Annotated in this window: 23 protein-coding genes; 18 read left to right on the top strand and 5 right to left on the bottom strand. The window is 63.4% G+C overall.

Annotated features, from left to right (window positions below; translation table 11 throughout):
* Position 1 precedes the first annotated feature (1 nt).
* Positions 2 to 415: a hypothetical protein gene (locus AAFG16_RS34750; RefSeq protein ID WP_283080945.1), complete on the top strand. Its 414-nt coding sequence runs from the start codon at positions 2 to 4 to the stop codon at positions 413 to 415.
* A gap of 52 nt (positions 416 to 467) precedes the next feature.
* Complete coding sequence (locus tag AAFG16_RS34745) at positions 468 to 926, top strand: MaoC/PaaZ C-terminal domain-containing protein (protein WP_283080944.1); 459 nt, start codon at positions 468 to 470, stop codon at positions 924 to 926.
* A 17-nt stretch (positions 927 to 943) separates the two neighbouring features.
* On the opposite strand, the gene AAFG16_RS34740 is transcribed toward AAFG16_RS34745, so the two are convergent.
* Positions 944 to 1630, bottom strand: a complete 687-nt coding sequence (locus AAFG16_RS34740; RefSeq protein WP_283080943.1) for a GntR family transcriptional regulator — start codon at positions 1628 to 1630, stop codon at positions 944 to 946.
* Positions 1631 to 1803: 173 nt separating this feature from the next.
* Here AAFG16_RS34740 and AAFG16_RS34735 point away from each other — a divergent pair, with 173 nt between their 5' ends.
* From AAFG16_RS34735 to AAFG16_RS34720, 4 genes are all read left to right on the top strand, one after another.
* Complete coding sequence (locus AAFG16_RS34735; RefSeq protein ID WP_283087037.1) at positions 1804 to 3516, top strand: IlvD/Edd family dehydratase; 1713 nt, start codon at positions 1804 to 1806, stop codon at positions 3514 to 3516.
* A 57-nt stretch (positions 3517 to 3573) separates the two neighbouring features.
* Positions 3574 to 4581: a TRAP transporter substrate-binding protein gene (locus tag AAFG16_RS34730; protein ID WP_342732594.1), complete on the top strand. Its 1008-nt coding sequence runs from the start codon at positions 3574 to 3576 to the stop codon at positions 4579 to 4581.
* Between the two features lie 154 nt (positions 4582 to 4735).
* Positions 4736 to 5314, top strand: coding sequence for a TRAP transporter small permease (locus AAFG16_RS34725; protein WP_342732592.1), 579 nt, complete (start codon positions 4736 to 4738; stop codon positions 5312 to 5314).
* Positions 5311 to 6651, top strand: coding sequence for a TRAP transporter large permease (locus tag AAFG16_RS34720; protein ID WP_283080940.1), 1341 nt, complete (start codon positions 5311 to 5313; stop codon positions 6649 to 6651). Before AAFG16_RS34725 ends, AAFG16_RS34720 begins: the two co-directional genes overlap by 4 nt.
* Positions 6652 to 6655: 4 nt before the next feature.
* On the opposite strand, the gene AAFG16_RS34715 is transcribed toward AAFG16_RS34720, so the two are convergent.
* A complete protein-coding gene (locus tag AAFG16_RS34715) occupies positions 6656 to 7450 on the bottom strand; it encodes an enoyl-CoA hydratase-related protein (protein ID WP_342732590.1) in 795 nt (264 codons plus the stop codon).
* 242 nt (positions 7451 to 7692) lie between these two features.
* Between AAFG16_RS34715 and AAFG16_RS34710 the strand changes: the two genes are divergently transcribed.
* Positions 7693 to 8910 carry an FAD-dependent oxidoreductase gene (locus AAFG16_RS34710; RefSeq protein ID WP_342732588.1) on the top strand — a complete coding sequence of 406 codons (1218 nt, stop codon included), beginning with the start codon at positions 7693 to 7695 and terminating at the stop codon, positions 8908 to 8910.
* A gap of 170 nt (positions 8911 to 9080) precedes the next feature.
* Here the strand turns inward: AAFG16_RS34710 and AAFG16_RS34705 are convergent, their stop codons facing one another.
* Positions 9081 to 9986 (bottom strand): ribokinase, encoded by a 906-nt coding sequence (locus AAFG16_RS34705; RefSeq protein ID WP_342732586.1) that lies wholly within the window; start codon positions 9984 to 9986, stop codon positions 9081 to 9083.
* Between the two features lie 17 nt (positions 9987 to 10003).
* Positions 10004 to 10897, bottom strand: coding sequence for a sugar kinase (locus AAFG16_RS34700; RefSeq protein WP_027558529.1), 894 nt, complete (start codon positions 10895 to 10897; stop codon positions 10004 to 10006).
* A gap of 216 nt (positions 10898 to 11113) precedes the next feature.
* On the opposite strand from AAFG16_RS34700, the gene AAFG16_RS34695 reads away from it, so the two are divergent.
* The 9 genes from AAFG16_RS34695 to AAFG16_RS34655 all read left to right on the top strand — a co-directional run bounded on the left by AAFG16_RS34695 (position 11114) and on the right by AAFG16_RS34655 (position 20740).
* On the top strand, positions 11114 to 11962 hold the full coding sequence (locus tag AAFG16_RS34695) for a VOC family protein (RefSeq protein ID WP_342732583.1): 849 nt from the start codon (positions 11114 to 11116) through the stop codon (positions 11960 to 11962).
* A 170-nt stretch (positions 11963 to 12132) separates the two neighbouring features.
* A complete protein-coding gene (locus AAFG16_RS34690; RefSeq protein WP_342732581.1) occupies positions 12133 to 12885 on the top strand; it encodes a TetR/AcrR family transcriptional regulator in 753 nt (250 codons plus the stop codon).
* A 204-nt stretch (positions 12886 to 13089) separates the two neighbouring features.
* Positions 13090 to 13899, top strand: a complete 810-nt coding sequence (locus AAFG16_RS34685; protein WP_342732579.1) for an ABC transporter permease — start codon at positions 13090 to 13092, stop codon at positions 13897 to 13899.
* A gap of 70 nt (positions 13900 to 13969) precedes the next feature.
* Positions 13970 to 14962 (top strand): ABC transporter substrate-binding protein, encoded by a 993-nt coding sequence (locus tag AAFG16_RS34680; protein ID WP_342732577.1) that lies wholly within the window; start codon positions 13970 to 13972, stop codon positions 14960 to 14962.
* On the top strand, positions 14959 to 15804 hold the full coding sequence (locus AAFG16_RS34675; protein WP_342732575.1) for an ABC transporter ATP-binding protein: 846 nt from the start codon (positions 14959 to 14961) through the stop codon (positions 15802 to 15804). The genes AAFG16_RS34680 and AAFG16_RS34675 overlap by 4 nt, the downstream gene beginning before the upstream one ends.
* 206 nt (positions 15805 to 16010) lie before the next feature.
* Positions 16011 to 17408: a hypothetical protein gene (locus AAFG16_RS34670; protein WP_342732573.1), complete on the top strand. Its 1398-nt coding sequence runs from the start codon at positions 16011 to 16013 to the stop codon at positions 17406 to 17408.
* A complete protein-coding gene (locus AAFG16_RS34665; RefSeq protein ID WP_342732571.1) occupies positions 17405 to 18556 on the top strand; it encodes a Gfo/Idh/MocA family oxidoreductase in 1152 nt (383 codons plus the stop codon). The genes AAFG16_RS34670 and AAFG16_RS34665 overlap by 4 nt, the downstream gene beginning before the upstream one ends.
* A 130-nt stretch (positions 18557 to 18686) precedes the next feature.
* Positions 18687 to 19877: a dihydrodipicolinate synthase family protein gene (locus AAFG16_RS34660; RefSeq protein ID WP_342732569.1), complete on the top strand. Its 1191-nt coding sequence runs from the start codon at positions 18687 to 18689 to the stop codon at positions 19875 to 19877.
* Complete coding sequence (locus AAFG16_RS34655) at positions 19877 to 20740, top strand: sugar phosphate isomerase/epimerase family protein (RefSeq protein ID WP_342732567.1); 864 nt, start codon at positions 19877 to 19879, stop codon at positions 20738 to 20740. The genes AAFG16_RS34660 and AAFG16_RS34655 overlap by 1 nt, the downstream gene beginning before the upstream one ends.
* 124 nt (positions 20741 to 20864) lie before the next feature.
* On the opposite strand, the gene AAFG16_RS34650 is transcribed toward AAFG16_RS34655, so the two are convergent.
* Entirely contained in the window at positions 20865 to 21794 is a 930-nt protein-coding gene (locus AAFG16_RS34650; protein ID WP_342741014.1) for an AraC family transcriptional regulator, read from the bottom strand.
* Between the two features lie 857 nt (positions 21795 to 22651).
* On the opposite strand from AAFG16_RS34650, the gene AAFG16_RS34645 reads away from it, so the two are divergent.
* Both AAFG16_RS34645 and AAFG16_RS34640 read left to right on the top strand, forming a co-directional pair.
* Positions 22652 to 23827 carry an OpgC domain-containing protein gene (locus AAFG16_RS34645; RefSeq protein WP_342732565.1) on the top strand — a complete coding sequence of 392 codons (1176 nt, stop codon included), beginning with the start codon at positions 22652 to 22654 and terminating at the stop codon, positions 23825 to 23827.
* 191 nt (positions 23828 to 24018) lie between these two features.
* The gene (locus AAFG16_RS34640; RefSeq protein ID WP_342732563.1) at positions 24019 to 26580 is read left to right on the top strand and encodes an arylsulfatase; all 2562 of its coding nucleotides are present in this window, start codon (positions 24019 to 24021) and stop codon (positions 26578 to 26580) included.
* Positions 26581 to 26980: the final 400 nt, after the last annotated feature.

The following is a 26980-nucleotide window of genomic DNA, read 5'->3' as shown; positions in this document are numbered from 1 at the left end:
CATGAAGATCAATCTGCCGGCTGTCGCGATGCTCGCGTTGTTCGTGTCAGGACAGGCGCGAGCCGCAGCGCTCAGCGACACCGAGGCGACGTTTCTCGACCAGCTCGTCACCGCATCCGTGGTGCTGGAGCAGAGATGCGACGGTTACGAGGTCGACGGTGCCGGCGGCGTTCAACTCGGCGCCCGGCTGCTCGGCAGCCCCGAGGCCGCGATGGCGATGATCGACGCCTATGCCGCGGCCATCAAGGCCCGCGACGGCGAGAGCTACGATCCCGGCAAATTCCGCTCCGAAGTGTCCGACGCGGCCGGCAGAACGTTCCGCCGCGTCCGCGCGGACTTGATCAAAGACCCGAAACGGGCCTGCGCCGCCTATGGCGATGCCGGTGTGGATCGCGGGTTGTTGAGGCGGTACTGAACATCAGAGGCCTATTCGGCAGCTTTGGCCAGCCGGCACTTGGGAGACGTTGATGGTCATGCTGTATTTCGACGAGGCTGAGGTCGGCAAATTGCGGACGGCGGGCCCGTATCAGGTATCGAAGGACGAGATCATCGAATTTGCCAGGAAGTTCGACCCGCAGCCCTTTCATGTCGATGAGGAAGCTGCCGCGCGCTCGGTCTTTGCGGGGCTGACGGCATCAAGTGCTCACACCTTCGCGATCCTGATTTCATTGTTGAGCAAGACGCAGCCCTTTTCGCTTCGTGTTTTGGCCGGGCTCGGTTTTGATGAACTCAGGTTGCCCGCGCCGGTGCGCCCGGGAGATGAGCTTGGTCTTGAGGTGACGATCCTAGAGAAGCGCGAAACCAAGTCGCATTCCGACAGGGGTGTCGTCCGCAACCAAATCCATCTCCGCAATCAAAAGCGTGAAATCGTGCTGCAGTGCATTGGCACAGTTCTCGTCGCGCGCCGGCCGGTCGCGAGCTCCTGAGACGTCGAAGCGAAGCCCTACCGCCGCGCCGCCTCCCCCGCAATCCTTGCCAGATAATCCGACTTGCTGAACTGCATATGATCCACGCACAGCTGCGCCAGCGCCCAGCTGTCGCGGCCCTTCAACAGCTCGATCATCAATTCATGCTGGCGGCGCGATTGCGCCAGGCCCTCGCGGTCGGCGAGGTTTTTGGCGCGCATCGGCAGCGTCAGGTTCATGTAGTCCTGGAGCGAGCGCACCAGATAGGGATTGCGGCAGGCCGAGAACAGGGCGACGTGGAACGCGTCGTTGGCCTCGTGGATGCCCCGGAGATCCCGTATGTCTGCCTTCGCGCAATACTGCTTCTGCAAGGCGGTCAGTTCGTCGATGAGAGGTTGCGGCGCGGGCAGAGGGATCATCAGCGCGGCCTGCCGCGTCAGCATCTCCCGAACCTCGTAGATCTGCCGCACCTCCTCGGCCGAATAGAACCGCACGGTGGCGCCGACATTCTTCTCGCGGCGGACGATGCCGCGGCGCTCGGCATCGACCAGCGCCTGGCGCACGAAATGGCGCGAGGTGCCGTAGCGCGACATCAGCGCGTCTTCGGTCAGGCGCGCGCCGGGCGGCAGCCGTCCGAAGATGATGTCCTCCTCCAGCCGCGCGACCACGTCATCCGGATCGTCACGCCGGACCGGCATTGTCTCAGCAGTGCGTATGTCGGACATGCCCTCAGCCTCCGGCCTCTCGCCGGTCCGTCCTGTGGAGCAGGGAAGGGACAGATTGTCAATAATTCGTGCCTCAGGTGGCGCTTCCGATCAGAAAGCGCGACAATATGGACCAGTCTTATTGACAATCAGGGGGCAGGCTGTACCACAATGCCAAACTAGGGAGTGGCATGATGACGAGTGGTCTGCGCAAGGGTCTGACGAGCTATGGCGATGCCGGCTTCTCGCTGTTCCTGCGCAAGGCGTTCATCAAGGCCATGGGCTATTCCGACGACGCGCTGGAGCGCCCGATCGTCGGCATCACCAACACCTATAGCGACTACAATCCCTGCCACGGCAACGTTCCTGAGATCATCGAGGCCGCCAAGCGCGGCGTGATGCTGTCGGGCGCGATGCCGTTCGTGTTCCCGACCATCTCGATCGCCGAGAGCTTTGCGCATCCGACCTCGATGTATCTGCGCAATCTGATGGCGATGGACACTGAGGAGATGATCCGGGCCCAGCCGATGGATTCCGTGATCGTGATCGGCGGCTGCGACAAGACTCTTCCTGCACAGGTGATGGCGGCGATCAGCGCCGATTTGCCGACCGTGGTCATTCCCGTCGGTCCCATGGTGGTCGGCCATCACAAGGGCGAGGTGCTGGGCGCCTGCACCGACTGTCGCCGGCTCTGGGCGAAATATCGCGCCGGCGACATGGACGATGCCGAGATCGAGGCGGTCAACGGGCGCCTCGCACCATCCGTCGGCACCTGCATGGTGATGGGTACGGCCTCGACCATGGCCTGCATGATCGAAGCCATGGGCCTGTCGCTGCCGATGAGCGCGACTATCCCCGCGCCCCATGCCGAGCGCTTCCGTCTGGCCGAAGCCAGCGGCAAGGTCGCCGCCGAGATGGCCAAGACCAAGGGCCCGAAGCCGAGCGAACTGTTGACGCCGGCCTCCTTCAAGAACGCGCAGGTCGTGCTCCAGGCGATCGGCGGCTCGACCAACGGCCTGATCCATCTGACCGCGATGGCGCATCGCTCGCCGCACCGGCTCGATCTCGAGGCGTTCGACCAGATCGGCCGCGAAGTCCCGGTGCTGGTCGACCTCAAGCCGTCCGGCGAGCATTACATGGAGCATTTCCACCATGCCGGCGGCGTGCCGAAGCTGCTGGCGCAGCTCGGCGACCTCATCGATCTCGACGCCAAGACCATCAGTGGTCAGACGCTGCGCGATGTCGTCGCCAATGCCGAGGACGTGCCCGGCCAGGACGCGATCCGTTCGCGCGACAATCCGATCAAGAAAGAGGGCGGTCTTGCCATCCTGCACGGCAATCTCGCGCCGCGTGGCGCGGTCATCAAGCAGTCGGCCGCGAGCCCAAAACTGTTGAAGCATACCGGGCGTGCCGTGGTGTTCGAATCCGTCGAGGACATGACCCTGCGGGTCGACGATCCCGATCTCGACGTGAATTCCGACGACGTGCTGGTGCTGCGCAATGCCGGCCCGAAGGGCGCGCCGGGCATGCCCGAAGCAGGATACTTGCCGATCCCGAAGAAGCTCGCGCGCGGCGGCACCAAGGATATGGTGCGCATTTCCGACGCGCGCATGAGCGGCACCGCGTTCGGCACCATCGTTCTGCACATCACGCCGGAATCCGCCGTCGGCGGGCCGCTGGCCCTGGTGAAGAACGGCGACATGATCAGCCTGGACGTTGCAAAGCGCAGCATCGAGCTGCTGGTCGATGCCGCCGAGCTGGAGCGGCGTCGCGCGGCGTTGAAGCCCGCAGCCGCGCCGGATGAACCCAAGCGAGGTTACGCCTGGCTGTTCGACAAGACCATCTTGCAGGCCGACGAGGGCTGCGACTTCGACTTTATGCAGAGGACTGGACCAAAGACGGATTAACGACTCGCACGAGCGCTCAGACCGCACAAGCGGCGGGCGATAAAACAGGGGGAAACGATGATTGCGCGATCCATGCCAAGATTCTTACATGGGCTCGTGGCCGCGGCCGCCATGCTTTTCGTCACGGGCGCCGGAGCGCAGGAGGTGAAGCATTATCGCTTCGCCTATGACCAGCCGCGCAACACCGGCTATTCGATCGCGGGCGACCTGTTTGCCGACAAGCTCAAGGAATTGAGCAAGGGCACCATGATCATCGACCAGTATCCCGGCGCGCAGCTCGGACAGGAGCCGCAGGTGCTCCAGCTCGTGAAGGCCGGCGACGTCGAATTCGCCATCATCTCCTCCGCCAACACCGCGACCATCTCGCCGCAGGCCGGCGTGATGTCGCTGCACTTCCTGTTCCGCGACGAGAACCACGTCATCAAGGGCCTCGCCGATCCCCGCGTGTTCGAAGCGCTCAAGACCATGATCGACGAGACCACGCAGGGTCTGCACGTGATCGCGACGGGCTCGCAAGGCGTGCGCCACATGTATTCGAAGCGCGAGATCCACAATGTAGCTGATATCAAGGGGCTGAAGGTCCGCGTGCAGGCGACCGCGACGGAGGACACCATGTTCCCGGCCTACGGCGCCCAGACCGTGCACATGCCGTTCGGCAGCGTCTACACGTCTTTGCAGACCGGCGTCGTCGACGTTGCCGAGAACAGCATCAACGTCTACCTCGTCAACAAGCATTACGAGGTCGCGCCCGTCCTCAACATCACGGAGCACGAGGCCAACAACGCGCTGGTGTTCATCTCCGACAAGCTCTGGCAGAGTCTCACGCCCGAGCAGAAGGGATGGGTGCAGACCGCGGCCAACGAGATCAGCTCCAAGGAGCCGGCCAAGGCGTTCGAGCTCGAACGCACCGCGGCCGAGAAGCTGAAGAAGATGGGCGTCAAGGTCGTCGACAACGTCGACAAGAAGAGCTTTACGGCGATCGCCGACCCCTACCTCGACAAGCTCGCCAAGGAGCTCGGCCCGCACGCCGAGAAGATCAAGAATTTGATCCGGTCGATCAATTGACCACAAACAAGGTCGTCATGCCCGGGCAGAAGCGCGAAGCGCGTCTTCGCGCTAGATGTCCCGGGCATCCACGTTCTTCCTTCGAGCCCGCGCCAAGGGCGTGGATGGTCGGGACAAGCCCGGCCATGACGGAAAGCCGCAGCCGGGGACAACAATGCCCATCGCCGACAAACTGCTCGTTCGCCGCCAGCGCCACCTGAAATGGCGCGCGTTCGACTGGCTCGAGCTCAGCCTGATGATCCTCTGCGGCCTGCTCTGCTTCGGCTTCTCGCTGTCCGTGACCGCCGACATCGTCACCCGCACCATCGGCCATCCCTGGCTGTGGCTGCAGGAGGTCACGTCGACACTGTTCATCTACGCGATCTTCATCGGGACCGCGGCGGCGACCCGGCGCAACGACCATCTCTATCTCACCGCGATCTCCGAGGCGATGCACGGCACATCGCGGCTGATCGTCGAGGTCCTCATCCGCCTCGTCGTGCTCGGCGTTGCCTTCTGCCTGATCTGGTACGGCTACCAGAATTATCTGCGCGGCTTCGGCAGCTTCCGCCTGCCGTCGGGCACGCCGATCGCCTCGCTCTACGCGATCATCCCGCTGTCGGGCGTGCTGATCGGGCTGTTCACCATCGAGCAGCTCGTCAACGGCCTGCGCAACGGTTTTGACCATCCCGAGCCGCCGGAGGAGGATGGGGCGCCCGTCGTCACCGACGCGCAGATGAGGGCGCAGCCGTGAGCGCACCTGTTGTCCTCGCCTTGATGTCGATCTGCTTCCTGTCGTTCGGCTATCTCGGCGTGCCCGTGCCGTTCTCGCTGATGGCCGGCGTGTTCATCGGCGCGATCCTCTCGGACGTCTCGCTCGCCGCGATCATCCAGAAGATCTTCGACGGCGTCGATTCCGAGGCGCTGCTGGCGATCCCGTTCTTCCTTCTGGTCGGCGAGCTCATGAGCTCGGCCAATGTGGTGGTGCGAATAGCCAACCTGTCGGTGTCGCTGGTCGGCCATATCAGAGGTGGGCTGTCGCAGGTCGTGGTCGTCTTCAGCATGTTCTTCTCGGAAATGTCGGGTTCGACCACAGCCGATGTCGCGGTGATGAGCCGCGCGCTCGGCGGCCCAATGAAGCGCGAGGGCTATGAGCCCGCCTTCATCGCCGCCATCATCGCATCGGCTTCCACTATCGCGGCGCTGGTGCCGCCGAGCATCACGGCGGTGGTCTACGGCGCGGTCGGCAACGTCTCCATCGCCGGCCTGTTCATGGCGGGCGTGGTGCCCGGCCTGATGATCGGCTTCGGCCTGATGATCTACTGCTATTTCTTCGGTCCCTCGGGCTTGCGCAAACCGCGCGCGCCGCTGCGCCAGGTGGTGTTCGCGGCCGGAGATGCGGCGCTGCCGCTGATGATTCCGGTGATCCTGCTGGGCGGCATCCTCACCGGTTGGTTCACGCCGACGGAAGCCGGCGTCGTCGCCGTGGTCTGGATCATCCTGGTCGTGATCCCCGCGCTCAACCGTGGCCACATCAGGAAGATCCCGTATGATTTCTGCCTCGCCGGCCTGATCTTCTCGCTGCCGCTGATCACCATCGGCGCCGCCAATGCCTTCGGCTGGATGCTCGCCTATTTGCGCGGCGCCAGTTACATTGCCGACATGATCACTTCGATCGCCGGCAACGATCCGCATCTGATCATGCTGTTGATGGTGTTGCTGTTCACGGTGGTCGGCGATTTCATCGAGCCGGTGCCGACCATCATCATCTTCATGCCGCTGGTCAATGCGCTCACCGAGGCCGGTGAGATCAACGGCGTCCACATGGGCGTGGTGCTGATCGCGACGCTCGCCTTCGGCCTGATCACGCCGCCTTACGGGCTGGTGCTGCTGATGGCCTCGAAATTCGTCGGCATCAGCTTTGCAAAGGCGCTGCGCGCGGCGCTGCCGATCTACCTCGTGTTCTTCACCACCATCGCGTTCGCGATCTACTTCCCGAGCGTCGTGCTGTGGCTGCCGCGGCACGTGCTCCCGGAGTCGGTCGGCTGCTTCAAGTCGCCGGCGGGGACGGGCTATATCTGTCCGCAGTGACGCGCTACTTGCCCTTGCTGGTGAATTTCTTCACGGCGACACGGAACTCCTCCGTGTTCATCGCCATGATGATCTTGTGCTCCTCGGCGTCGAGCTGCTGCTTCACCGGCGTGGTCGCGGCGGAATAAACCAGCTGCTTGGTGCCCGATATCGCCGCCGGCGGGTTCAGCGCCAGCCGCTCGGCGAGTTGTCGCGTCGCCGCCTTCAGCTCGGTCGCAGGAACGGTCTTGGCGACGAGGCCCCATTCATGGGCCTGCTGCGCGGTGAAATTGTCCTCGGCGAGAAAGATCTGCAGTGCGCGGCGGGAGCCGACCGTGCCGACGATGCCGACCGTGGAGCCGCCGTCCGGCGACACCCCGATCTTGGCATAGGCCGGCGTGAACTTGGCATCGTCGGCGGCGATGCAGAGATCGGTGACGAAAGCGAGGCCCATGCCGGCGCCGGCGGCCGAGCCGTGCACGCTCGACAGCGAGATCTTCGGCATGCGCCTGATGATCTCGATGAAGGAATGATAGTGCTTCAGGAGCTCGCCGACGACCGGCGTCACCGTGCCCGCTTCCGCCGCAGCGCCGATCGTCTGCAAATCCCCGCCGGCCGAGAAGGCGCGGCCCTCACCCTCGATCACCAGCACCCTGATTGCGCTGTCACCTTCGATATAGGCCGCGAGCTGCTCGAGCTTCTGCGCAATCGCGAGGTTGATCGAGTTGAACGCGGCGGGGCGGTTGAGCGTGATGGTCGCGATCGCACCGTCGATCCGCAGCAGCGCGGGATCGTCGGGCTTTGAGACGGGAGCTGGCATTTTTGAAATCCTCGGCTAGAGGTTCGTTGCTGCAACTAAATCGCAGAAGGCGGGGGGAGACAATCCCCAGCCGCCAGTGCCCCGCGAGCCACCCTTGCGTCGGGCGGAATGATAGGCTCAAATGGGGCCGCCTTCGTTTAGGGACGGACACGAGCGCCGGCTCCTCCTAGGCTAGCCAAGCCATCTTTAGAGAGAGGAGACGACATGGGTCACGCTCGTGTCTTGAAGAAATGGGCTGCCCAATGACCGGTCCGGTGATCATCGTCGGCGCCGGCCATGGCGGCTACCAGGTCGCGGCTTCGCTGCGCCAGGCGGGTTTTTCCGAGCCTATCAGCCTGATCAATGACGAGGCGCATCTGCCCTATCAGCGGCCGCCGCTGTCCAAGGGCTATATCAAGGGTTCCGCGGGGCCTGAGAGCCTCATGTTCCGCCCCGAAAAATTTTACCAGGACCAGAAGATCGAGCTTATCGCGGGCCGCGCGGTCTCGATCGATCGCGCGGCGCGCAAGGTCCTCCTCACATCCGGCGAAACGCTGCCTTACGGCCATCTCGTGCTGGCGACAGGCGCGCGCAACCGGCTGCTTGACTTGCCGAATGCGAATCTGCCCGACGTGAAGTATCTGCGCATCCTCGATGACAGCGAGTCGCTCAGGCAGATCATGCCGTCGAAGAAGCGCGCCGTGATCATCGGCGCCGGCTTCATCGGCCTCGAATTCGCTGCCACCGCGCGGATCAAGGGCCTCGAGGTCGACGTGCTCGAGCTCGCCCCGCGCGTGATGGCGCGCGCGGTGACATCCGAGGTCTCGGAATATTTTCAGGACCGCCATCGCGAGGCCGGCATCCGCATCCATCTTGGCGTGCAGGCAACCGCCATCGAGGCCGAGAACGGCAAGGTCACCGGCGTCTCCCTGAGCGACGGACGGCATCTGCCCGCGGATCTCGTCGTGGTCGGCGTCGGCGTGCTGCCGAATATCGAGCTCGCGGCCGAAGCGGGGCTGCCGGTTGCCGCCGGCATCATCGTCGACGAATATCTGTCGACGGCCGATCCCGACATTTCCGCGATCGGCGACTGCGCGCTGTTCGCAAGCCCGCGCTTCGGCGGATCGTTGCGGCTGGAATCGGTGCAGAACGCGACCGATCACGCCCGCTGCTTGGCCGCGCGCCTGACCGGCGACCGAAAACCGTACGACAGCCATCCCTGGTTCTGGAGCGACCAGGGCGACGACAAGCTCCAGATCGCCGGACTCACCACCGGCTACGACCGCGTCGTGCTGCGCGGCGATCCCGCGAAAAAGGCGTTCTCTGCTTTCTGCTATCACGGCGACAGGCTGCTCGGCATCGAATCGATCAATCGCGCCGGCGATCACATGTTCGGCCGGAGATTGCAGGCCATGGACCGCTCGATCACGCCGGAGCAGGCCGCCGATGAGAGCTTCGACCTGAAGAGCGCGCTGGCGTGAGTGTCTCTCCCTCTCCCCGTTCTTACGGGGAGAGGGTTGGGGTGAGGGGGACTCTCCGCGCGGACGGTGAGAGTTGGACTCGCGGAGACTCCCCCTCACCCGGAATTTGCCTTCGCAAATTCCGGCCTCTCCCCGCACGCGGGGAGAGGCGAAAGAAGCCGCACCGGGCTCTAAAGCACTGCCGCCACTTCCGCCGCCGTCGGCATCGACGGCCCGGCGCCCATGCGCTGCACGCTGATCGAGGCGGCGGCGTTGGCGAAGGCGAGGGCGGCGCGCAAAGCGGCGCCCTCGGCCAGTTGCGAGGCGAGTGCGCCCACGAAACAGTCGCCGGCGCCTGTCGTGTCGACCGCCTTTACTGCGCGTCCCTGCACCGCAATCTCCTCGCGCCCCGCCAGCGCGAGCACGCCGCGCTTGCCGAGCGTGACGCAGATGGTCTGGTCCTCGCGCGCCCGAAGGTTTCGCGCGACCTCGATGATCCGCGCCGCCTCGTCGCTGTCGGAGAGCTCGGTGCCCGCAAGGAAACCGAGCTCGGTCTCGTTCAGCACGAGGATGTCGACCAGCGCGAGCAGCTCAACGGACATCTTCTGCGCCGGCGCCGGGTTGAGCACAGTCGTGGCACCAGCGCTACGCGCGCGCCGGAAGAACGCGGCAATCGTTGGCAGCGGGATCTCGAACTGGCTGACCGCGACGTCGCCCTTGAGCAGCGGCACGACGCTGACGTCTTCCGCGCTGACCAGGGCATTGCTGCCGGGAATGACGACGATGGTGTTGTCGGAAGCCGCGACGGTGATGATCGCGGTGCCGGTGTGCGTGTCGGCCTCGCGGACGGAGGCGAGATCGACGCCCTGGGCGCCGAGGAACGTCCTCAGCTCGGCCCCGAACGAATCCTGTCCCAGCCTTCCGATCAGCGTGGTCCTGGCGCCGAGCCGCGATGCCGCGACCGCTTGGTTCGCGCCCTTGCCGCCCGGAAAATACAGCACCTGTTTTCCCGCGACGGTCTCGCCGACGCGTGGATGGCGATCGGCCGTCGCCACCACATCCATGTTGATGCTGCCGGCGACGAAGACGCGCCCCATGTTCCCCCCAGCGAACGCTAGACCCTGACCTCGAACTCGTGCCGGACTTTTGCGATGTCGACAAGTGTCGGCAGGCCGGCCTCGTTGCCGAGGCGCTGGATTTTGTAGGTCGAGGCGGCGCGGGCAAAATCGAAATGCTCGCGCCAGCTTTTGCCCGGATGGGCCAGATAAGAATAGACATAGGCGCCATGGAAGACGTCGCCGGCGCCGTTGGTGTCGATCACGCGCTCGCGCGGGATCGGCATTGCCGGCATCACCTGAACCGTCCCGGTCTCGTCGTACCAGAGCAGGCCCTTCTCACCCATGGTGACGCCGCCGATCTTGCAGCCGCGGCTCTTGAGATAATCGAGCATCTTCTCCGGCGTCAGATCCATCTGCTCGCAGAGACGTTCAGCGACGATCGCGACGTCGATGAACTCCAGCAGCTCATGCGTGTTGGTGCGCAGGCCGCCGCCGTCGAGCGACGTCAGGATGCCTGCCTCGCGGCACACCTTGGCGTAGTGGATCGCGGCGTCCGGCTGATGGCCGTCGACATGCAGCGCGCGGCAGCCGCCGAGATTGAGCATCGGAAAAGGGTGGATGTGCTCGTCGTCGCGGCAGCGGACGATGGCGCGCTTGCCGTCCTTGGGCATGATGAAGGACAGCGAGGACTGGTTCACCTTCCGCCCGTGCAGCGAGATCGCGTATTTCGCGCACATGTCCTGGAACATGCGCCCCAGCCAGTCATTGGCCGCGGTCGCGATCAGGTCGGGCACGATGCCGAGCTTGGCGCAGCAGAACGCCGCCGTCACCGCGTTGCCGCCGAAGGAGACCGCGTAGTCCTTGGCCACGTGCTTTTCGTCGCCGGTCGGCATGTGGTCGGTGATGAAGACGACGTCGATATAGGTCTGTCCGATGAAGAGAGCCTGCATTGCTTGTCCGTGATGCGCTTGTGGTCCCGGCCGGCGCACTTACTCTAGCACCGGTTCCGCGTCTGGGACGCTGAAATTATTCGCAAAACCGCCCCGAGGTGCTTGAGGTCGGCCGGAATACGACCATGTCAGGCCCATGCCAAGCCCGGACAAACGCCGTCTTTTCGGCGCGCGGTTCCAGGTCGTTCAATTCCTGGTCGATCAAAAGGGGGACATATGATCACCGGCCTCGATCACGTCGTCGCTCTGGTCAGGGACATCGGCGCGGCCAAGGCGGCCTATCAGACGCTCCTCGGACGCGCGCCGGCCTGGCAGAATTCCGGCGAGGGCGCCGACCGGGTGCTGTTCACGCTCGAGAACATGACCATCGAATTGATGGCGCCGAGCGGCTTCACCGCGACCGCCGACCGGATGCGTGCGCTGCTCGACGACCATGAAGGCGTGCTCGCCAGCCTGTGCTTCCGTGTCGCAGACATGGGCAAGATGCACCGGCGGCTGGAGCGTGTGGCGCTCAGGCCCGATCCCGTCGCCGAGGTCGAGAGCAGCGACGAGGCGTCAGGCGCCGTCCTGCACTGGAAGCGCGCGCGCGCGGCGACCGAGCTCACGCGCGGGGTGCGCATGTTCTTCCTCGAGCTTGCCGAGGAGCGGCCGAAGTCGGTCGCGACGGACTTCGCGCCGATTGACGGACTCGACCATGTCGTGGTCACGACCGAGGATTCCGATCGCGCCGCCGCGCTCTACGGCGCGCGGCTCGGGCTCGATCTCGCGCTCGATCGCTCGCACCACGACTGGGGCCAGCTGATGTTCTTCCGCTGCGGCGATCTCATCGTCGAGGTGGTGCGCCGCCCCGTGGCGGGCGGGGATTTACAGCATGACCGCCTCTGGGGCCTGAGCTGGCGCGTCGCCGACATCGACGCCACCCGCGCCCGCCTGATCGCCGCCGGCCTCGACGTCAGCGAGGTCCGCAACGGCCGCAAGCCCGGCACGCGGATCATGACGGTGCGCAGCGGCACCTGCGGCATCCAGACCGTGCTGCTGGAGCGCTCGCCGAAGCCGGTGGAGTGAGGCGCGCCGCTTTCTCCGTTCGAAGAGTCCCGTAGGGTGGGCAAAGCGAAGCGAAGCGTGCCCACGTCTTGCCTATTTGATGGGAAGACGTGGGCACGGCGCAAGTGCGCCTTTGCCCACCCTACGAAACCGCCTCCTGGGCACGAGATCGTTCTCAAACGTTCGCGCGCATGATACATGCGATCTGGACGACCACCCAGCGAGCATCCGGTTTGGCGACAAAGGCAAAGCGAACTCTGAAATGGCAGCGCGACCCCGAGGGGATGCGGCTGCGCATTCTCGAAGCCGCCAAGCAGGAGTTTTCCGCCCATGGGCTTGCCGGCGCGCGCGTCGACCGCATCGCGGCGAAAGCCGGCGCCAACAAGCGCATGCTGTACTACCACGTCGGCAACAAGGACGAGCTCTATCTGGCGGTGCTCGAAGGCGCCTATGACAAGATCCGCAGCGAGGAGCGGGGACTCGATCTCGAACATCTCGATCCATCCGAGGCGATCCGGCGGCTGATCGAGTTCACCTGGAATTACTTCCTGCGCAATCCCGAATTCCTGTCGCTGCTCCAGACCGAGAATCTCGCGCGCGCCAAGCACCTGAAGAAATCGACCAAGGTCAAGTCGATGCACTCGCCCTTCGTCGAGATGATCCGCACGGTGGTGCGGCGCGGCGTCGAGAGCGGCGAGTTCCAGGTCGCGGTCGATCCGGTGCAGCTCTACATCTCGATCGCGGGCCTCTGCTTCTTCTACCTCTCCAACTCGGCGACTCTCAGCGTGATCTTCGGCCGCGACCTGCTCGCCAAGGGCGCCAAGGACGAGCGGCTTTCGCACATGGTCGGCCTGGTGCTGGCCGCGCTGACGGGCCAGTCGGCCGCGCTGTTCGAGATCGCGAAGGCGCCGAAGTCGCGCAGCGCGGTGGCGCAGACGGTGTAACCAAACTCTCCGCTGTCATCGCCCGACTTGATCGGGCGATCCAGTATTCCAGAGACCGCCGGTGGGTACGGAGAAGCCGCGGGCCACCTGTTACGTTTCACCTTCCGGAACCCCGGCACAAAACGTCACAGGGAATCCTCTGGACAGTATTTATCCAACGGGTTAATTTCGCGCCCGAACGAAGAAGAATGCCGGGAGTGAGACGTGGCTGAAGTGAAGCCGCAGGGTGCGGTGTCCAAGATGCTGAACGCGGCCTGGGTACGGCCGCTGTTGTTCCTGGTGTTCATCGTCGTCGCCTGGGACCTTTCGATCCGGCTGTTCAAGATCCCGGCCTATCAGATCCCGTCGCCGGCCGACGTGGTCGCCGTGCTCCGCACCGACTGGCCGGAACTGCTGCGCCAGTCCTGGCCAACCACATACGCGACCATCTGGGGTTTCGTGCTTTCCGCGCTGTTCGGCATCCCCGTGGCGATGCTGATTGCGGGATCTAAGACGGTGGAGAGCTACGTCTATCCGCTGCTGGTGTTCTCTCAGTCCGTGCCGAAGATCGCGATCGCGCCGCTGTTCGTGGTCTGGTTCGGCTTCGGCATCCTGCCGAAGGTGATCTCGGCCTTCTTGCTCGGCTTCTTCCCGGTGGTGGTCTCCGCCGTGCAGGGTTTCAAGTCGGTCGATCCCGACATGGTCGATCTCGCCCGCGCCATGCAGGGCAGCCGCTTCCAGGTGTTCCGTGCGGTGAACCTGCCGCATGCGCTGCCGGCGATCTTCTCCGGCCTGAAAGTCTCGGTGACGCTGGCCGTGGTCGGCGCCGTCGTCGGCGAGTTCGTCGGCTCCAATTCCGGCATCGGCTACGTGATGCAGCGCTCGATCGGCACCTTCGACCTGCCGACCATGTTCGCGGCGCTCGTGATCCTGGCGCTGCTCGGCGTGATCCTGTTCTGGATCGTGGACCGCATCGAGAAGCTGGTCATTCCCTGGCATGTCAGCCAGCGCGAGGACGTGATCTTTGCGTCCTAACTATTTTCGCCTCTTAACTCGCAACGAACGGCCACCAACGGCCGAAACAACAACGACAGGGAGAGTGACGATGAAGCGGTGGATTGGGGCTGTCTCGGTGGCGCTGATGGCGTTTGCAGTTGCGCCGGCGCAGGCGGCCGACAAGGTCGTGCTGATGCTCAACTGGTACGTCTATGGCGAGCACGCGCCGTTCTATTACGGCAAGGCCAAGGGCATCTATGCCGCCGAGGGCATCGACCTCGAGATCCAGGAAGGCCGCGGCTCGGCTGCGACCACGCAGGCCGTCGCCGCCAAGACCGCTGACTTCGGCTATGTCGACGTCCCCACCATGATGCGCGCCGCGATCAAGGGTGCGCCCGTGGTCGCGACCGGCGTGCTGCTCCAGACCTCGCCGATGTCCGCCATGGGTTTCGCCGACAAGAACATTAGGAAGCCCGAGGACATCAAGGGCAAGACGGTAGCGATCACGCCGGCGGACTCCATGACCCAGATCTGGCCGCTGTTCCTGAAGAAGACTGGCCTCAAGGAAAGCGATTTCAAGACCGTCGCCGGCGACGGCCAGACCAAGCTCAACGCCGTCATCAACGGCCAGGCTGACCTCTTGCTCGGCTACGTCATGGACCAGTCGATGAAGATCAAGGACGCGACCGGCAAGGACGTGTTCCCGATCAAGTTCGCCGACTACGGCATCAACATGGTCTCCTCCGGTATCATCGCCAACTCCGACTATGTGAAGGCCAATGCCGATCTCGTCCGCCGCTTCATGTCGGCAACGACCAAGGCGGTCGAAGCCGCCGAGAAGGAGCCGAAGGCGGCGGCGCAGTCGATCCTCGATGCCAACCCCAAGGGCGGCAAGATCGATACGCTGACGCAGGGCTTTGAGCTGACCATTCCGCTGTATCGGACCGCGGAGACCAAAAGCAAGCGGCCGTTCCAGGTCACCGATCAGAACATGACCGACTCGGTCAACCTGATGGTCGAATATGGCGGCCTCGACGCCAAGGCCAAGGAGAACCCGAAGGCCTTCTACACCAACGACTATCTGCCGAAGAGTGGCTCGTGAAACCAGCGACGGTCGTGAGTGACGCCGTGCAGCCGGCCGCGCATCTGAGACTGGTGCACGACCGGGCCGGCGATGCGTCGGGCATCCAACTGTCAGGCGTATCGAAGACCTACCGGACGCGCGACGGCGACGTGCCGTCGCTGCGGCCGCTCGACTTCCACATCAATGACGGCGAGTTCTTTGTCGTGGTCGGTCCCTCCGGCTGCGGCAAATCCACGCTGCTCAAGCTGATCTCGGGGCTGCTACCGCCGACCACGGGCGAGGTGCTAGTCGAGGGCGAAAGGGTGACGAAGCCGCACGGCAATGTCGGCATCGTCTTCCAGAACGCGCTGCTGCTGCCCTGGCGCAACATCCTCAACAACGTGATGCTGCCGATCGACATGAAGCGGCTGCCGCGGCAGGAATATCTCGATCGCGCCAGGTCGCTTCTGAAGCTGGTCGGCCTCGAAGGCTTCGAGAAGAAGCTGCCCTGGCAGCTCTCCGGCGGCATGCAGCAGCGCGCCTCGATCTGCCGCGCACTGGTGCACGATCCCAGGATCATGCTGATGGACGAGCCGTTCGGCGCGCTCGACGCGCTGACGCGCGAGCGCATGAATGTCGAATTGATGCGGATCCAGCGCGAGACCAAGAAGACGGTGCTGCTGATCACGCATTCAATTCCGGAAGCCGTGTTCCTCGCCGACCGCGTGCTGGTCATGACCGAACGGCCCGGTGCGGTCGCCGCGATCTACGACGTGCCACTGCCGCGCCCGCGCTCGCTCGACGTGATGGCCGACCCCGTCTTCACCGAGCTCGTGCAACGCATCCGCAAGCATTTCTTCTCGCAGGGGGCGTTGGATTAGGGCGATGGGATTGAGTCTCGCTGCAACCATGGAGCCGGTGCGCTCCCTCCCCCGCCTGCGGGGGAGGGCTGGGGAGAGGGTGTCTCCACTCGCGAGAACCCCCCAGAGGAGAAAACCCTCACCCGCCGCGCTTCGCGCGACGACCTCTCCCGCAAGCGGGAGAGGTGACCGTCCCTGCCGCCAGATTTCTGGGGCCCAGTAGCACCATGTCGCCGCGCCTGAAGCTGCGAGAGATCGCCTTCTTCGAACGTCCCGTGCAGTTCGCGCGGCCGTTCCGCTTTGGCGCTGTTACCATCAACGCGACGCCGCAGCTGTTCGTGCGGGCCGAGATCGAAGTCGAGGGCAGGGGCGTCGCGGTCGGCGCCAGCGCCGAGCTGCTGGTGCCAAAGTGGTTCGACAAGCGGCCGGAGCGGTCGCCGGCGCAGACGGTCGACGGCTTGCGCAGATCGCTTCAGATCGCGCGTGATCTTTATCTGGCGCAAACCGGTTTCCAGACGGCGTTCGGCCTGCATGCCTCGTGCATCGGTGCCCAGGTTGCGGCGTGCGCGAAAGAGAACATTCCGCCGCTTGCCGCAACTTATGGTCCCGCCGAGATCGACAAGGCGATTCTCGATGCGCTCTTGCGTGCGTCCGAGACCAGCGTCTTCGACGGGATGGCCGGCAACATCGCCGGCATCGATGCGCGGCTTTCGCCTGACCTGAAGGACGCGGATATCACGACGTTCCTTGCCGGCCGCAAGCCGCTGCCGCGCGTTGCCATCAGGCATACCGTCGGCCTCGACGATACCGTCGAAGGCGCGGGCGGTGTCGCCGACGCACATGAGAATGCCGGTGCGAGTTATTTCAAGCTCAAGCTGTCGGGCGATCCCGGGGCCGATGCGGCGCGGCTGGCGCGGATCGGCAAGGAACTCGATACGCTCGGGCGCGGATACAAGGTGACGCTCGACGCCAACGAGCAATACGCTGACCTGGCAGCGCTGCGGGCGCTGATGGACCGGCTCGATCGTGATTCCGCATTGCGGCCGATCGCCTCGCACCTGCTCTATGTCGAACAGCCGATGCCGCGCGACATCACGCGGCAATCGCCGTTGGGGTCGCTCGCCGCATACGGTTTCATCATCGACGAGGCCGACGATTCCTACGATGCCTTCCCGGCGGCGCGCGCGCTGGGCTATTGCGGCATTTCCTCAAAGTCCTGCAAAGGGCTCTACAAGTCCATCGTCAATGCGACGCGCGCGGCGAAATGGAGTGCGGGTGGGGCGCGGTTCTTCGTCACCGGCGAAGACCTGACCTGCCAGGCCGGCCTTGCCGTGCAGCAGGACCTCGCGCTCGGTGCCTTCATTGGCGTGAGCCATACCGAGCGCAACGGCCATCATTATGTCGACGGCTTTGGCGAGACGCCCGCCGCCGAAGCGCAAGCCTTCGCCGCTGCGCATTCCGATCTCTATGCCGATGCCGGGCACGGCATTCGGCTCAAGATTCACGACGGCGATCTCCTGACGGGATCGCTTCATGCAACGGGCTTTGCGACGTCGGTCCATCCGGACTGGTCGGCGCTCCGTCCGCTCGAACAGCCAAGATCACTTCAGGAGCAATTGGCATGACCACCCAACGCCTCGGCCTCATCATGAACGGCGTCACCGGCCGCATGGGGCTCAACCAGCATCTGATCCGCTCGATCGTCGCGATCCGCGACCGGGGCGGCGTCCGCCTGAAGAACGGCGATCGCGTGATGCCCGATCCGATCCTGGTCGGCCGCAGCGCCGACAAGGTCGAGGCACTCGCGAAGCGCTACAACATCACGCGCTGGACCACCGACCTCGATGCGGCGCTCGCCGACAAGAACGATACCATGTTCTTCGACGCCGCGACCACGCAGGCGCGTCCGGGCCTGCTGACCCAGGCCATCAACGCCGGCAAGCACGTCTATTGCGAGAAGCCGATCGCGACGAATTTCGAGGAAGCCGTCGAGGTCGTGAAGCTCGCCAATGCCAAGGGCGTCAAGCACGGCACGGTGCAGGACAAGCTGTTCCTGCCGGGGTTGAAGAAGATCGCCTTCCTGCGCGACTCCGGTTTCTTCGGCCGCATCCTCTCGGTGCGCGGCGAGTTCGGCTATTGGGTGTTCGAAGGTGGCTGGCAGGAGGCGCAGCGGCCGTCCTGGAACTACCGCAGCGAGGACGGCGGCGGCATCATCCTCGACATGGTCTGCCACTGGCGCTACGTGCTCGACAATCTCTTCGGCGAGGTCGAGAGCGTGATGTGCATCGGCAACACCGACATTCCCGAGCGCTACGACGAGCAGGGCAAGAAGTACAAGGCGACCGCGGACGATTCCGCCTACGCGACGTTCCAGCTCAAGGGCGGCGTCATCGCCCACATCAACATGTCCTGGGTGACACGCGTCTATCGCGACGACCTCGTCACCTTCCAGGTCGATGGCACGCTGGGCTCGGCAGTTGCGGGCCTCACCGACTGCATGATCCAGGCGCGGCAGGCTACCCCGCGGCCGGTGTGGAATCCCGACGAGAAGCGGCTGCACGATTTCTACGGCGACTGGCAGAAGATGCCCGACAACGTCAGCTACGACAACGGCTTCAAGGAGCAGTGGGAGATGTTCATCCGCCACGTCTATGAGGATGCGTCCTACAAGTTCACGCTGCTCGAAGGCGCCAAGGGTGTTCAGCTCGCCGAATGCGCGCTGAAGAGCTGGAAGGAGCGGCGCTGGATCGACGTCGCCCCGATCAAGGCCTGAGGTTGATTGGATAAGTGTCTGTTGAGCCGTCATTGCGAGCGAAGCGAAGCAATCCAGAGTCTTTCCTCAGAGGCAGTCTGGATTGCTTCGTCGCTTCGCTCCTCGCAATGACGGGGAGAGGTCTGAAATCATGAACAAGCCCGTCCAGCCAATGTCATCCCTGTCGCTCAAGCTGCCGAAGGCCGATCGCTCGATCGAGACCTACCGGCTCGCGGCCTCGCGCACGTTTCCCGCAAAGCTCGAGGGCCCGCTGAACCGCATCGCCTTCTCGGCCGTGCATACGGTGGCCGATCCCTTCGCCGACAACGATCCCTGGCTCTCCGTCGCCGTCGACTGGGACAAGACCATCGCCTTCCGCGAGCACGTCTGGGACCTCGGCCTCGGCGTCGCCGAAGCCATGGACACCGCGCAGCGTGGGATGGGCCTGGACTGGCCGACCTCGCTGGAACTGATCACGCGCTCGGTCGCGGCCGCCAAGCGGCGCAATGCGCTGGTGTTCTCCGGCGCCGGCACCGATCACCTTGCAGTGGAGGATGCCAAGAGCCTCGACGACGTGATCCGCGCCTATGAGCAGCAGCTCTCGGCGGTCGAGAAGGTCGGCGGCCGCATCATTCTGATGGCCTCGCGGGCGCTGGCAAAACTCGGCCGCAGCGCCGATGACTACGCCAAGGTCTACAACCGCGTACTGTCGCAGGTCCGCGAACCCGTGATCATCCACTGGCTCGGTGACATGTTCGATCCAGCGCTGACCGGATATTGGGGCACCGGGGATCTCGACAAGGCGATGGACATTGCGGTGGCCATCATCAACAACAACGCCGCCAAGGTCGACGGCGTCAAGGTCTCGCTGCTCGACAAGCAGCGCGAGATCGACATGCGCCGGCGCCTGGACAAGCGCATCAAGATGTATACCGGCGACGACTTCAACTACGCGGAGCTGATCGCCGGCGACAGCCAAGGTTTTTCGCACGCGCTGCTCGGCATCTTCGATGCCATCGCGCCGGCGGCATCCTACGCGCTGTCGCGGCTCGCGGCCGGCGACGAAGCCGGCTTCCACGATGTGCTGGGCCCGACGGTGCCGCTGTCACGCCACATCTTCAAGGCGCCGACGCGCTTCTACAAGACCGGCGTCGTGTTCATGGCGTATCTCAACGGCCACCAGGATCATTTCACCATGGTCGGCGGTCAGGAGAGCACGCGCTCCACGTTGCATCTGGCCGAGCTGTTCCGTCTCGCCGACAAGGCCGGCCTGCTCGCCAATCCCGAACTCGCGACGCAGCGGATGAAGACCGTGCTCGCTACCCACGGTATCGAATCCTGATGCGTGATTTCTCGTCCGACCATCGCTGGCTGTCGCTGAACACGGCGACCGTCCGCAAGCAGGGTAATCTCGTCGAGATCATCGATGCCTGTGCCAGGCATGGCATTCGCGCCATCGATCCCTGGCGCGACCAGGTCGCTGCCGTTGGTCTCGACCGCGCCGCGCGCGCGGTGCGCGATGCCGGCCTCGATCTCTCAGGCTATTGCCGGGGCGGCATGTTCACCTCGGACGCCTCGCGCCGGGGCGAGGTGCGTGACGACAACCGGCGCTGCGTCGATGAAGCCAAGGCGCTGGGTGCCTCCTGCATCGTCCTCGTCGTCGGCGGCCTGCCGCAATATTCGCGGCCGGGCAGCGAGGCCTCGAAGGACATCGTGGCCGCGCGCGGGCAGGTCGAGGAAGCTCTTGCCGATATGCTCGACTACGCCCGGCAGGCAAAGCTGCCGCTGGCGATCGAGCCCTTGCATCCGGCCTATGCCGCCGACCGGGCCTGCGTGAACACGACAAAGCAGGCGCTCGACATCTGCGACCGGCTCGATCCCGGCCGCAGCGGCATGCTCGGCGTCGCGCTCGACGTCTATCACATCTGGTGGGACCCGGAGCTGATGGGCCAGATCGCGCGCGCCGGCAAGGATCGCCTGCTCGCCTTCCATGTCTGCGACTGGCTGGTGCCGACCAAGGACATCCTCAACGACCGCGGCATGATGGGCGATGGCGTCATCGACATCAAATCGGCCCGCACCGCCGTCGAAGCGCACGGGTTTGCCGGCTATTCGGAGATCGAAATCTTCTCCAACGACTGGTGGGGCAAGCCGATGGACGAGGTGCTGCGCACCTGCATCGCGCGGCACAAGACGGTGGTCTAGCGCGTGTACTCATCAAGGCAACGTCAGCAGCTGATGGCCGAGCGGAAGCATCTGCTCGGGTTGAGCGTTACTGGTTTTGACCCAAATGCGGACATTCGCTAGCGGGATCTCGCGCACGCGCCGATCAGGGGCAGGTGGCTCGGCCGGCATCCCTGCCGGTGTAACGGACCCCACGCGGCGAATCGCCGAAGCGAGCTCGGAACAGGCGATTGAAATGCGAAACATCCGAGAAGCCTACCTCCAGCGCGATATCGGAAATTAGCTGCGCGTTGACGCGCGCCTCGGTTAACAGTTTGAACGCAAGTTGGAGACGTAGCTCATTCACGTGCCCGGTGAACGATGATCCTGATGACGCCATCAGGCGCTGCAGATAGCGAGGTGAAATGCCTTGGCGATGAGCGACCTCCTCGACGCTAAGCCCAGGCTTCTGAAAGTGTGCCGCGATGTAGTCGAGTACGGCGCTGTGGCGCGCGGCCACGACCGCACTCGCATCGCTCTCGCCCAAGGGAGCGCACTCGCTGACCGCGAGCGCAACAAGATCACAGGTGTGAGCTGCGACCACATCACGCAGCTTGGGGGCGGCCAGAGCACCCTCCTTAAATGCTGACTTCAGATAGGCCATGAGGAGGCGGAGTGGTTCATTTCGCTGAGGAATGGGCCGCATGGCGAGGCTCTCGATGTCTGTCACGCGCTGCGCAAGCGCCTCGCGGGGTACCGCCAGACCAAATAGCATTCCGTCGATATAGGTGACGGTAGCGGGCTCCGAATGCAGAATCGAGGTTGCGTCGCCGGCGCAAAGCTCGATGTCCCGGCCGCGCTGCGACAAACGGCTTTTGCCGGGTAAACAGACGATGAGGCCGATCGAGTCGTCGCCGTCAGCAACGCTTGCCCGCAAGCGCTTGAAGCGCATGGGAGAGCCTTTCAGTGCGAGCGTGCGTAGACCCCGGAGCGCTTGCAATGTTGCGTCGGCTTGAAACGGACCGTTCGTTAGAGGTTCGATATCGACGTGAACTATTCCCCGTACAAACCTCTCGCGCCATAGTGGAAGTCGCATCCGCTCCGGATGCTCGCGCGTCGAGAATCGATGCGATACGAAATTGGCTGCGTCCGTAGACATGGGGACCTCCAGCCTTGATAAGCCACTGCGTCAAAATGCTGCGGCAGGCCAGCTGCCGGTATCCGTATTTTGCAATTCGCGCACCGACTGTCTCCTCAGGTGCGCAGGATTCCAAGAAGCTACTTCATTTGTCTGCTAGTCTCATTCACCTGTGATTGATGCTGATGTGAACTGGCTCACGTGGCGACCAGAAAATTACGGCAATTTTTGATTGCAAATGCCGCGTGCAAATATCTCCTTTAAGAGGAGATGATTGTAATGGCTCTATTTCAAATTGCTGCCATCGGATCCAATTTGAACATCCCTGGCTGCAAGACCAGATCCAACTTTATCGCACTGCTCGCGACTGATCGGGCTGATCGGCCCGCGGGCAGAAGTTCCGCAGAACAACACTGTCCTCTGATCCGGTTTCCTATCGTGCCTTGATCGCTGCATCACCTTTAAGGTTCGTCGGACCCAAATCACTTCCCGGCACTGTTCCTTTTAGCTGCCGGATGAAATGGTCCAGATCTGTCACATGGGACGTCAACCGTGGTGATCAGGAAGAGGTTCGATCATGTCCACCATACTCGACATGCTTTATCGCGAGTACTGCCGGGCCCGCCTCACCGAAATGCGAAAGCAACTTTTGATACGGGGCGTTGGCGACAAAATCCTGGAAGCGCCTTGGGAGGACGATGATCCTCCCGACCCTGGCGCTCTAGGGAGTAGCTGGGCGACGAAGGAGCCCCCATCATCCATCGGGTAGCTGGAGCGCGTTATCGACCTTATGAGGCGCGAGCGCGGGCCAACAGATGGACGATCGAACTCAAACCTCGACGCGATTGTTCGGCGAAGCTCCGCCGGTGTTCAGAGCGGACGGCCGCGATCTGCGTATCGATGTCTGCCGCGGGATCGCGTTATGGTGGATCTTTCTCGATCATGTTCCCAATAACATCGGGAGCTGGCTGACACCGCGCAACTACGGTCTCTGCGATGCCGCCGAGATCTTCATGTTCCTCTCGGGCGTGACCTGTGCGCTGGCCTATGGCAGGACGCGTGAGCGCGAGGGCTGGAGCGGCATGATCGGCCGTTCGCTGCGCCGGGGATGGGACATCTACGCGGCGTTTCTACTGCTTACGCTCGCTTGCGCCATCCTGGTCTACCTTGCGGGCAGCGATGATCTGGCCGACGGGAGCAATACGCGCATTCTGCTCGAACGTCCGGGCGCGACGCTTGCGCACGCCGCAATCCTGCAATACCGGCCTGTCAACACTGACGTCCTGCCGGTTTTCGTGATTTTTCACGTGCTGTTCGCGCCGCTGCTATGGCTGCTGCTGCGAGCGCCGAACGTCACGCTTGGGTTGTCCTTGTTGCTCTACGCGCTGGTGCACGTCTTTGGTTGGAGAGTTTCCGCCTGGCCGAACGGCGTCTGGTTCTTCAATCCGCTGGCTTGGCAGTTTCTGATCGTGCTGGGCGCATGGTGCGTCATTGAGGGAACGAAATTCCGGCCGTGGCTGATGTCGCGCTTGACGCTTGTTCTGGCTGTTCTCTATCTGGTTTTGGGCCTAGTCCTTGCGCAGAGTTGGAGCATCGAGCCGCTGGTCTCGCAAAGTTTGAGGGACCTGCTATTTCCACCGGATAAATCGAATCTCAGTCCGATACGGCTGCTGCATTTTATGGCTCTTGCAATTGTGGCGCTACGATTCATTCCGCGGAATTGGGAGAGGCTATCGACGCCGGTGCTGAGCTGCGCGAAGTGCTGTGGCGAGAACTCGCTGCCGATCTATTGTCTCGGCGTCCTTCTGGTGCTCGCCAGCCAGCTTACGCTGCTCGAGCTCTCGGAGGGGCTTGCGATGCAGATCGTGGTTAGTGTTGCCGGAGTGCTGATGATGATCTGCGTCGCGCGGTTACTGAACGCGATCAACATCCCGCGCGAGCGGAAGTCAGCGGGGACGCAGTCGATCGGGAAAGTTCCGCCGGTTCGCTAAACTGGTAGATTGCGGGTGCTGTCTGAGGGAAGCCGGACGCCGCCCGACTGATAGGCTGACCGCTGCAAATGGCCGAAGCCGACGTTTCGGACCCGTGGGCGGAAGGTTGATCTGAATCAACAGAAGCTTTGCGGCATTGTGTCTCGGTTAGGCGTCCCCAGGGTTCTGACGTTTCCGAAAGGGAGCTTCCAATGACCCGTACCCGTCAGGATGACGATAACTCAAAGCCAGAAAGCTGTTTACTAAACCGCCGCAACTTACTGCTTTGCGGCACCACACTCAGCGCCGCTTATTTGCTGTGCGCACTGGGAACAATCAGCCTCGCGCAGCAAACCACCGGCACGCCGGGCTCACCCGGGGCCACCACGACGATAGACGGAAAGTATCTTCCGCCACCGCCACCGAAGTTCGGCGGCGACATCAACCTTCAAGCCAGCCAGTCAAAACCGTATTGGCCCGCCCGCGTGGTGCCGCCCAAGGGTGCGCCCAACGTTCTCCTGATCATGACCGATGACCAAGGCTACGGCGTTTCGGGGACGTTTGGTGGCGTCGTCCCGACACCTGCAATGGATCGCATTGCGCAAATGGGGCTGCGCTACACTCAGTTCCACTCCACGGCCCTTTGCTCGCCGACGCGGGCGGCGCTGATCACCGGCCGCAATCACCACTCCGTGGGGTTCGGCATCATCTCGGAGCAATCGACGGGCTATCCGGGTTACGACAGCATCATCGGACCTGAGAGTGCCACCATTGGCACGATCCTCAAACAGAACGGCTACGCCACGTCCTGGTTTGGCAAGAACCACAACACGCCGAGTTATCAGTACGGTGTGACGGGGCCGTTCGATCAATGGCCCATCGGCATGGGCTTCGACTACTTCTATGGCTTCATGGGCGGCGAGAGCAACCAGTGGACGCCATATCTGTTCCGGAACACCACCCAGGTTTTCCCCTGGGTCGGAAACTCCACCTACAATCTGACCACGGACATGGCCGACGATGCGATCGCCCACCTGCGACAGCTCAATGCGGCCAATCCGGATCAGCCGTTCTTCCTCTATTACGTGCCCGGCGGCACCCATTCGCCGCATCAGCCGACCAAGGAATGGATCGACAAGTTCAAGGGCAAGTTCGACATGGGCTGGAACGAACTTCGCGAGCAGATCTTTGCCAATCAAAAGCGGCTTGGCGTCATCCCGGCGAACACCCAACTCACGCCTTGGCCGGATGATCTGAAAAAGTGGGACACGCTGACAGCCGACGAAAAAAAGCTGTTCGCGCGGCAAGCGGAGGTATTCGCCGGTTACGCTGCCTACACCGACCATGAGATCGGCCGCGTGATCCAGGAAGTCCAGGACCAAGGCAAGCTGGACGACACGCTGATCATATATATCAGCGGTGACAATGGCACGAGTGCAGAAGGCACAACGGTCGGCACACCCAACCAATACACCGCCTACAATGGTATCTTGGACCTGCCGATCGCCGATCAATTGAAGGCATACGACGCTTGGGGGTCAGCCGCCACCTATCCGCACATGTCGGTGGCCTGGTCATGGGCCTTCGACACTCCGTTCAAATGGACGAAACAAGTGGCGTCGCATTTCGGTGGCACCCGTCAGGGCATGGCGATCTGTTGGCCGAACCGCATCAAGGATACGGGCGGCATCCGCACCCAGTTCCACCACATGATCGACATCGTACCGACGATCCTTGAGGCAACCGGCATTCCCGCGCCGGTGATGGTCAACGGCATCGCGCAGAAGCCCATTGAAGGTGTCAGCATGAGCTACACCTTCGACAAGTCGAGCGCCAACGTGCCGTCGGCGCGAACAACGCAGTATTTCGAGATGTTCGCCAATCGCGCGATCTATCACGACGGTTGGATCGCGGCGACAACGCCACCTGCACCGCCATGGCTCCTGGGCACCGCCAAGCTGCCCACGGACGTGGTCAATGGCTACAAGTGGGAGCTCTACAACATTGCCGAGGATTACTCGGAGAGCAACGACCTTGCGGCGAAGATGCCAGACAAGCTGCGCGAGCTGCAGGAGCTGTTTATGGTCGAGGCGACGAAGTACAATGTGTTTCCGCTGGACAACTCGGTGCTTCCGCGCATCATCGCACCAAGGCCAAGTGCGACCGCCGGTCGGAACGCCTTCACTTACTCGGGCGAGTTATCAGGCTTGCCCGAGAGCGATGCGCCCAGCATCCTGAACAGGTCTTATACGATCACCGCCGAAGTGGACATTCCGGGCAGTGCTGGTTCGACCGTTGGGCGTGCGGGCTCACAGGACGGCAGCGAAGGGATGATCGTCACTGAAGGGGGACGCTTCGGTGGCTACGGCCTGTATCTGCTCAAGGGCAAGCCAGTATTTCTCTACAACTTCCTCGACCTGGAACGCTTTCGGTGGGAAGGCCCGAATGCGCTCGCACCCGGCAAGCACACCATCGTGTTCGACTTCAGATACGATGGACCCGGCTTCGGCAAGGGCGGCACGGGCGTTCTGAAGGTGGACGGTAAGGAGGTCGCCAACAACAAAATCCCGCACACCATTCCGTTCATCATTGCCATCGAGGAAACCTTCGACGTGGGTGTCGATACCCGTACCCCCGTTGACGACAAGGACTATCAGGTGCCGTTCCGCTTCACCGGCAAGCTCGACAAGCTCACCTTCAAGGTCGGGCCGGTGCAGCTCACCAGCGACGAGCATCAGGTCATTCGGCACGCGCGCGCCGGCGCGAACAACTGATGCCTCAGCAATCCGGCCGGGCGTCCTTTCCTCGGGGTCTGGCCGGACGTTGGCGTGCCGGTGTCCAGCGAAATCCGTCGAACATCGCGTGGCGCGCCATGTCAGCTGCTGGCCCCAAGCGCCGGTTGAGGGATGTTGGCTATTCCGCCGCTGTCGGGCGTAGAGCAGATATCGGCGCGCTGATCCGCGGCAGTGTTTGTGAGTTCACGCCCCTGGTTACCACAAGTGCGCCCGGCCTGCGGGCTTGCGACCTGTTGCAGCGCGCCTTCGACCGGCTTGGCCGCCGGCGGCACGGCCCCTCTAGCTGGCGAAGCAGCTAGCCGGTCGGAGTACCACCAATGATGCGGTGGACGGCGATCAGTCCCAGGCAGAATATCGTCATCTCGATGCCGCAGCCTCG

It is taken from the genome of Bradyrhizobium sp. B117, assembly GCF_038969555.1.
Classification (GTDB): domain Bacteria; phylum Pseudomonadota; class Alphaproteobacteria; order Rhizobiales; family Xanthobacteraceae; genus Bradyrhizobium.
This window is presented reverse-complemented; position numbering and strand designations above follow the sequence as displayed.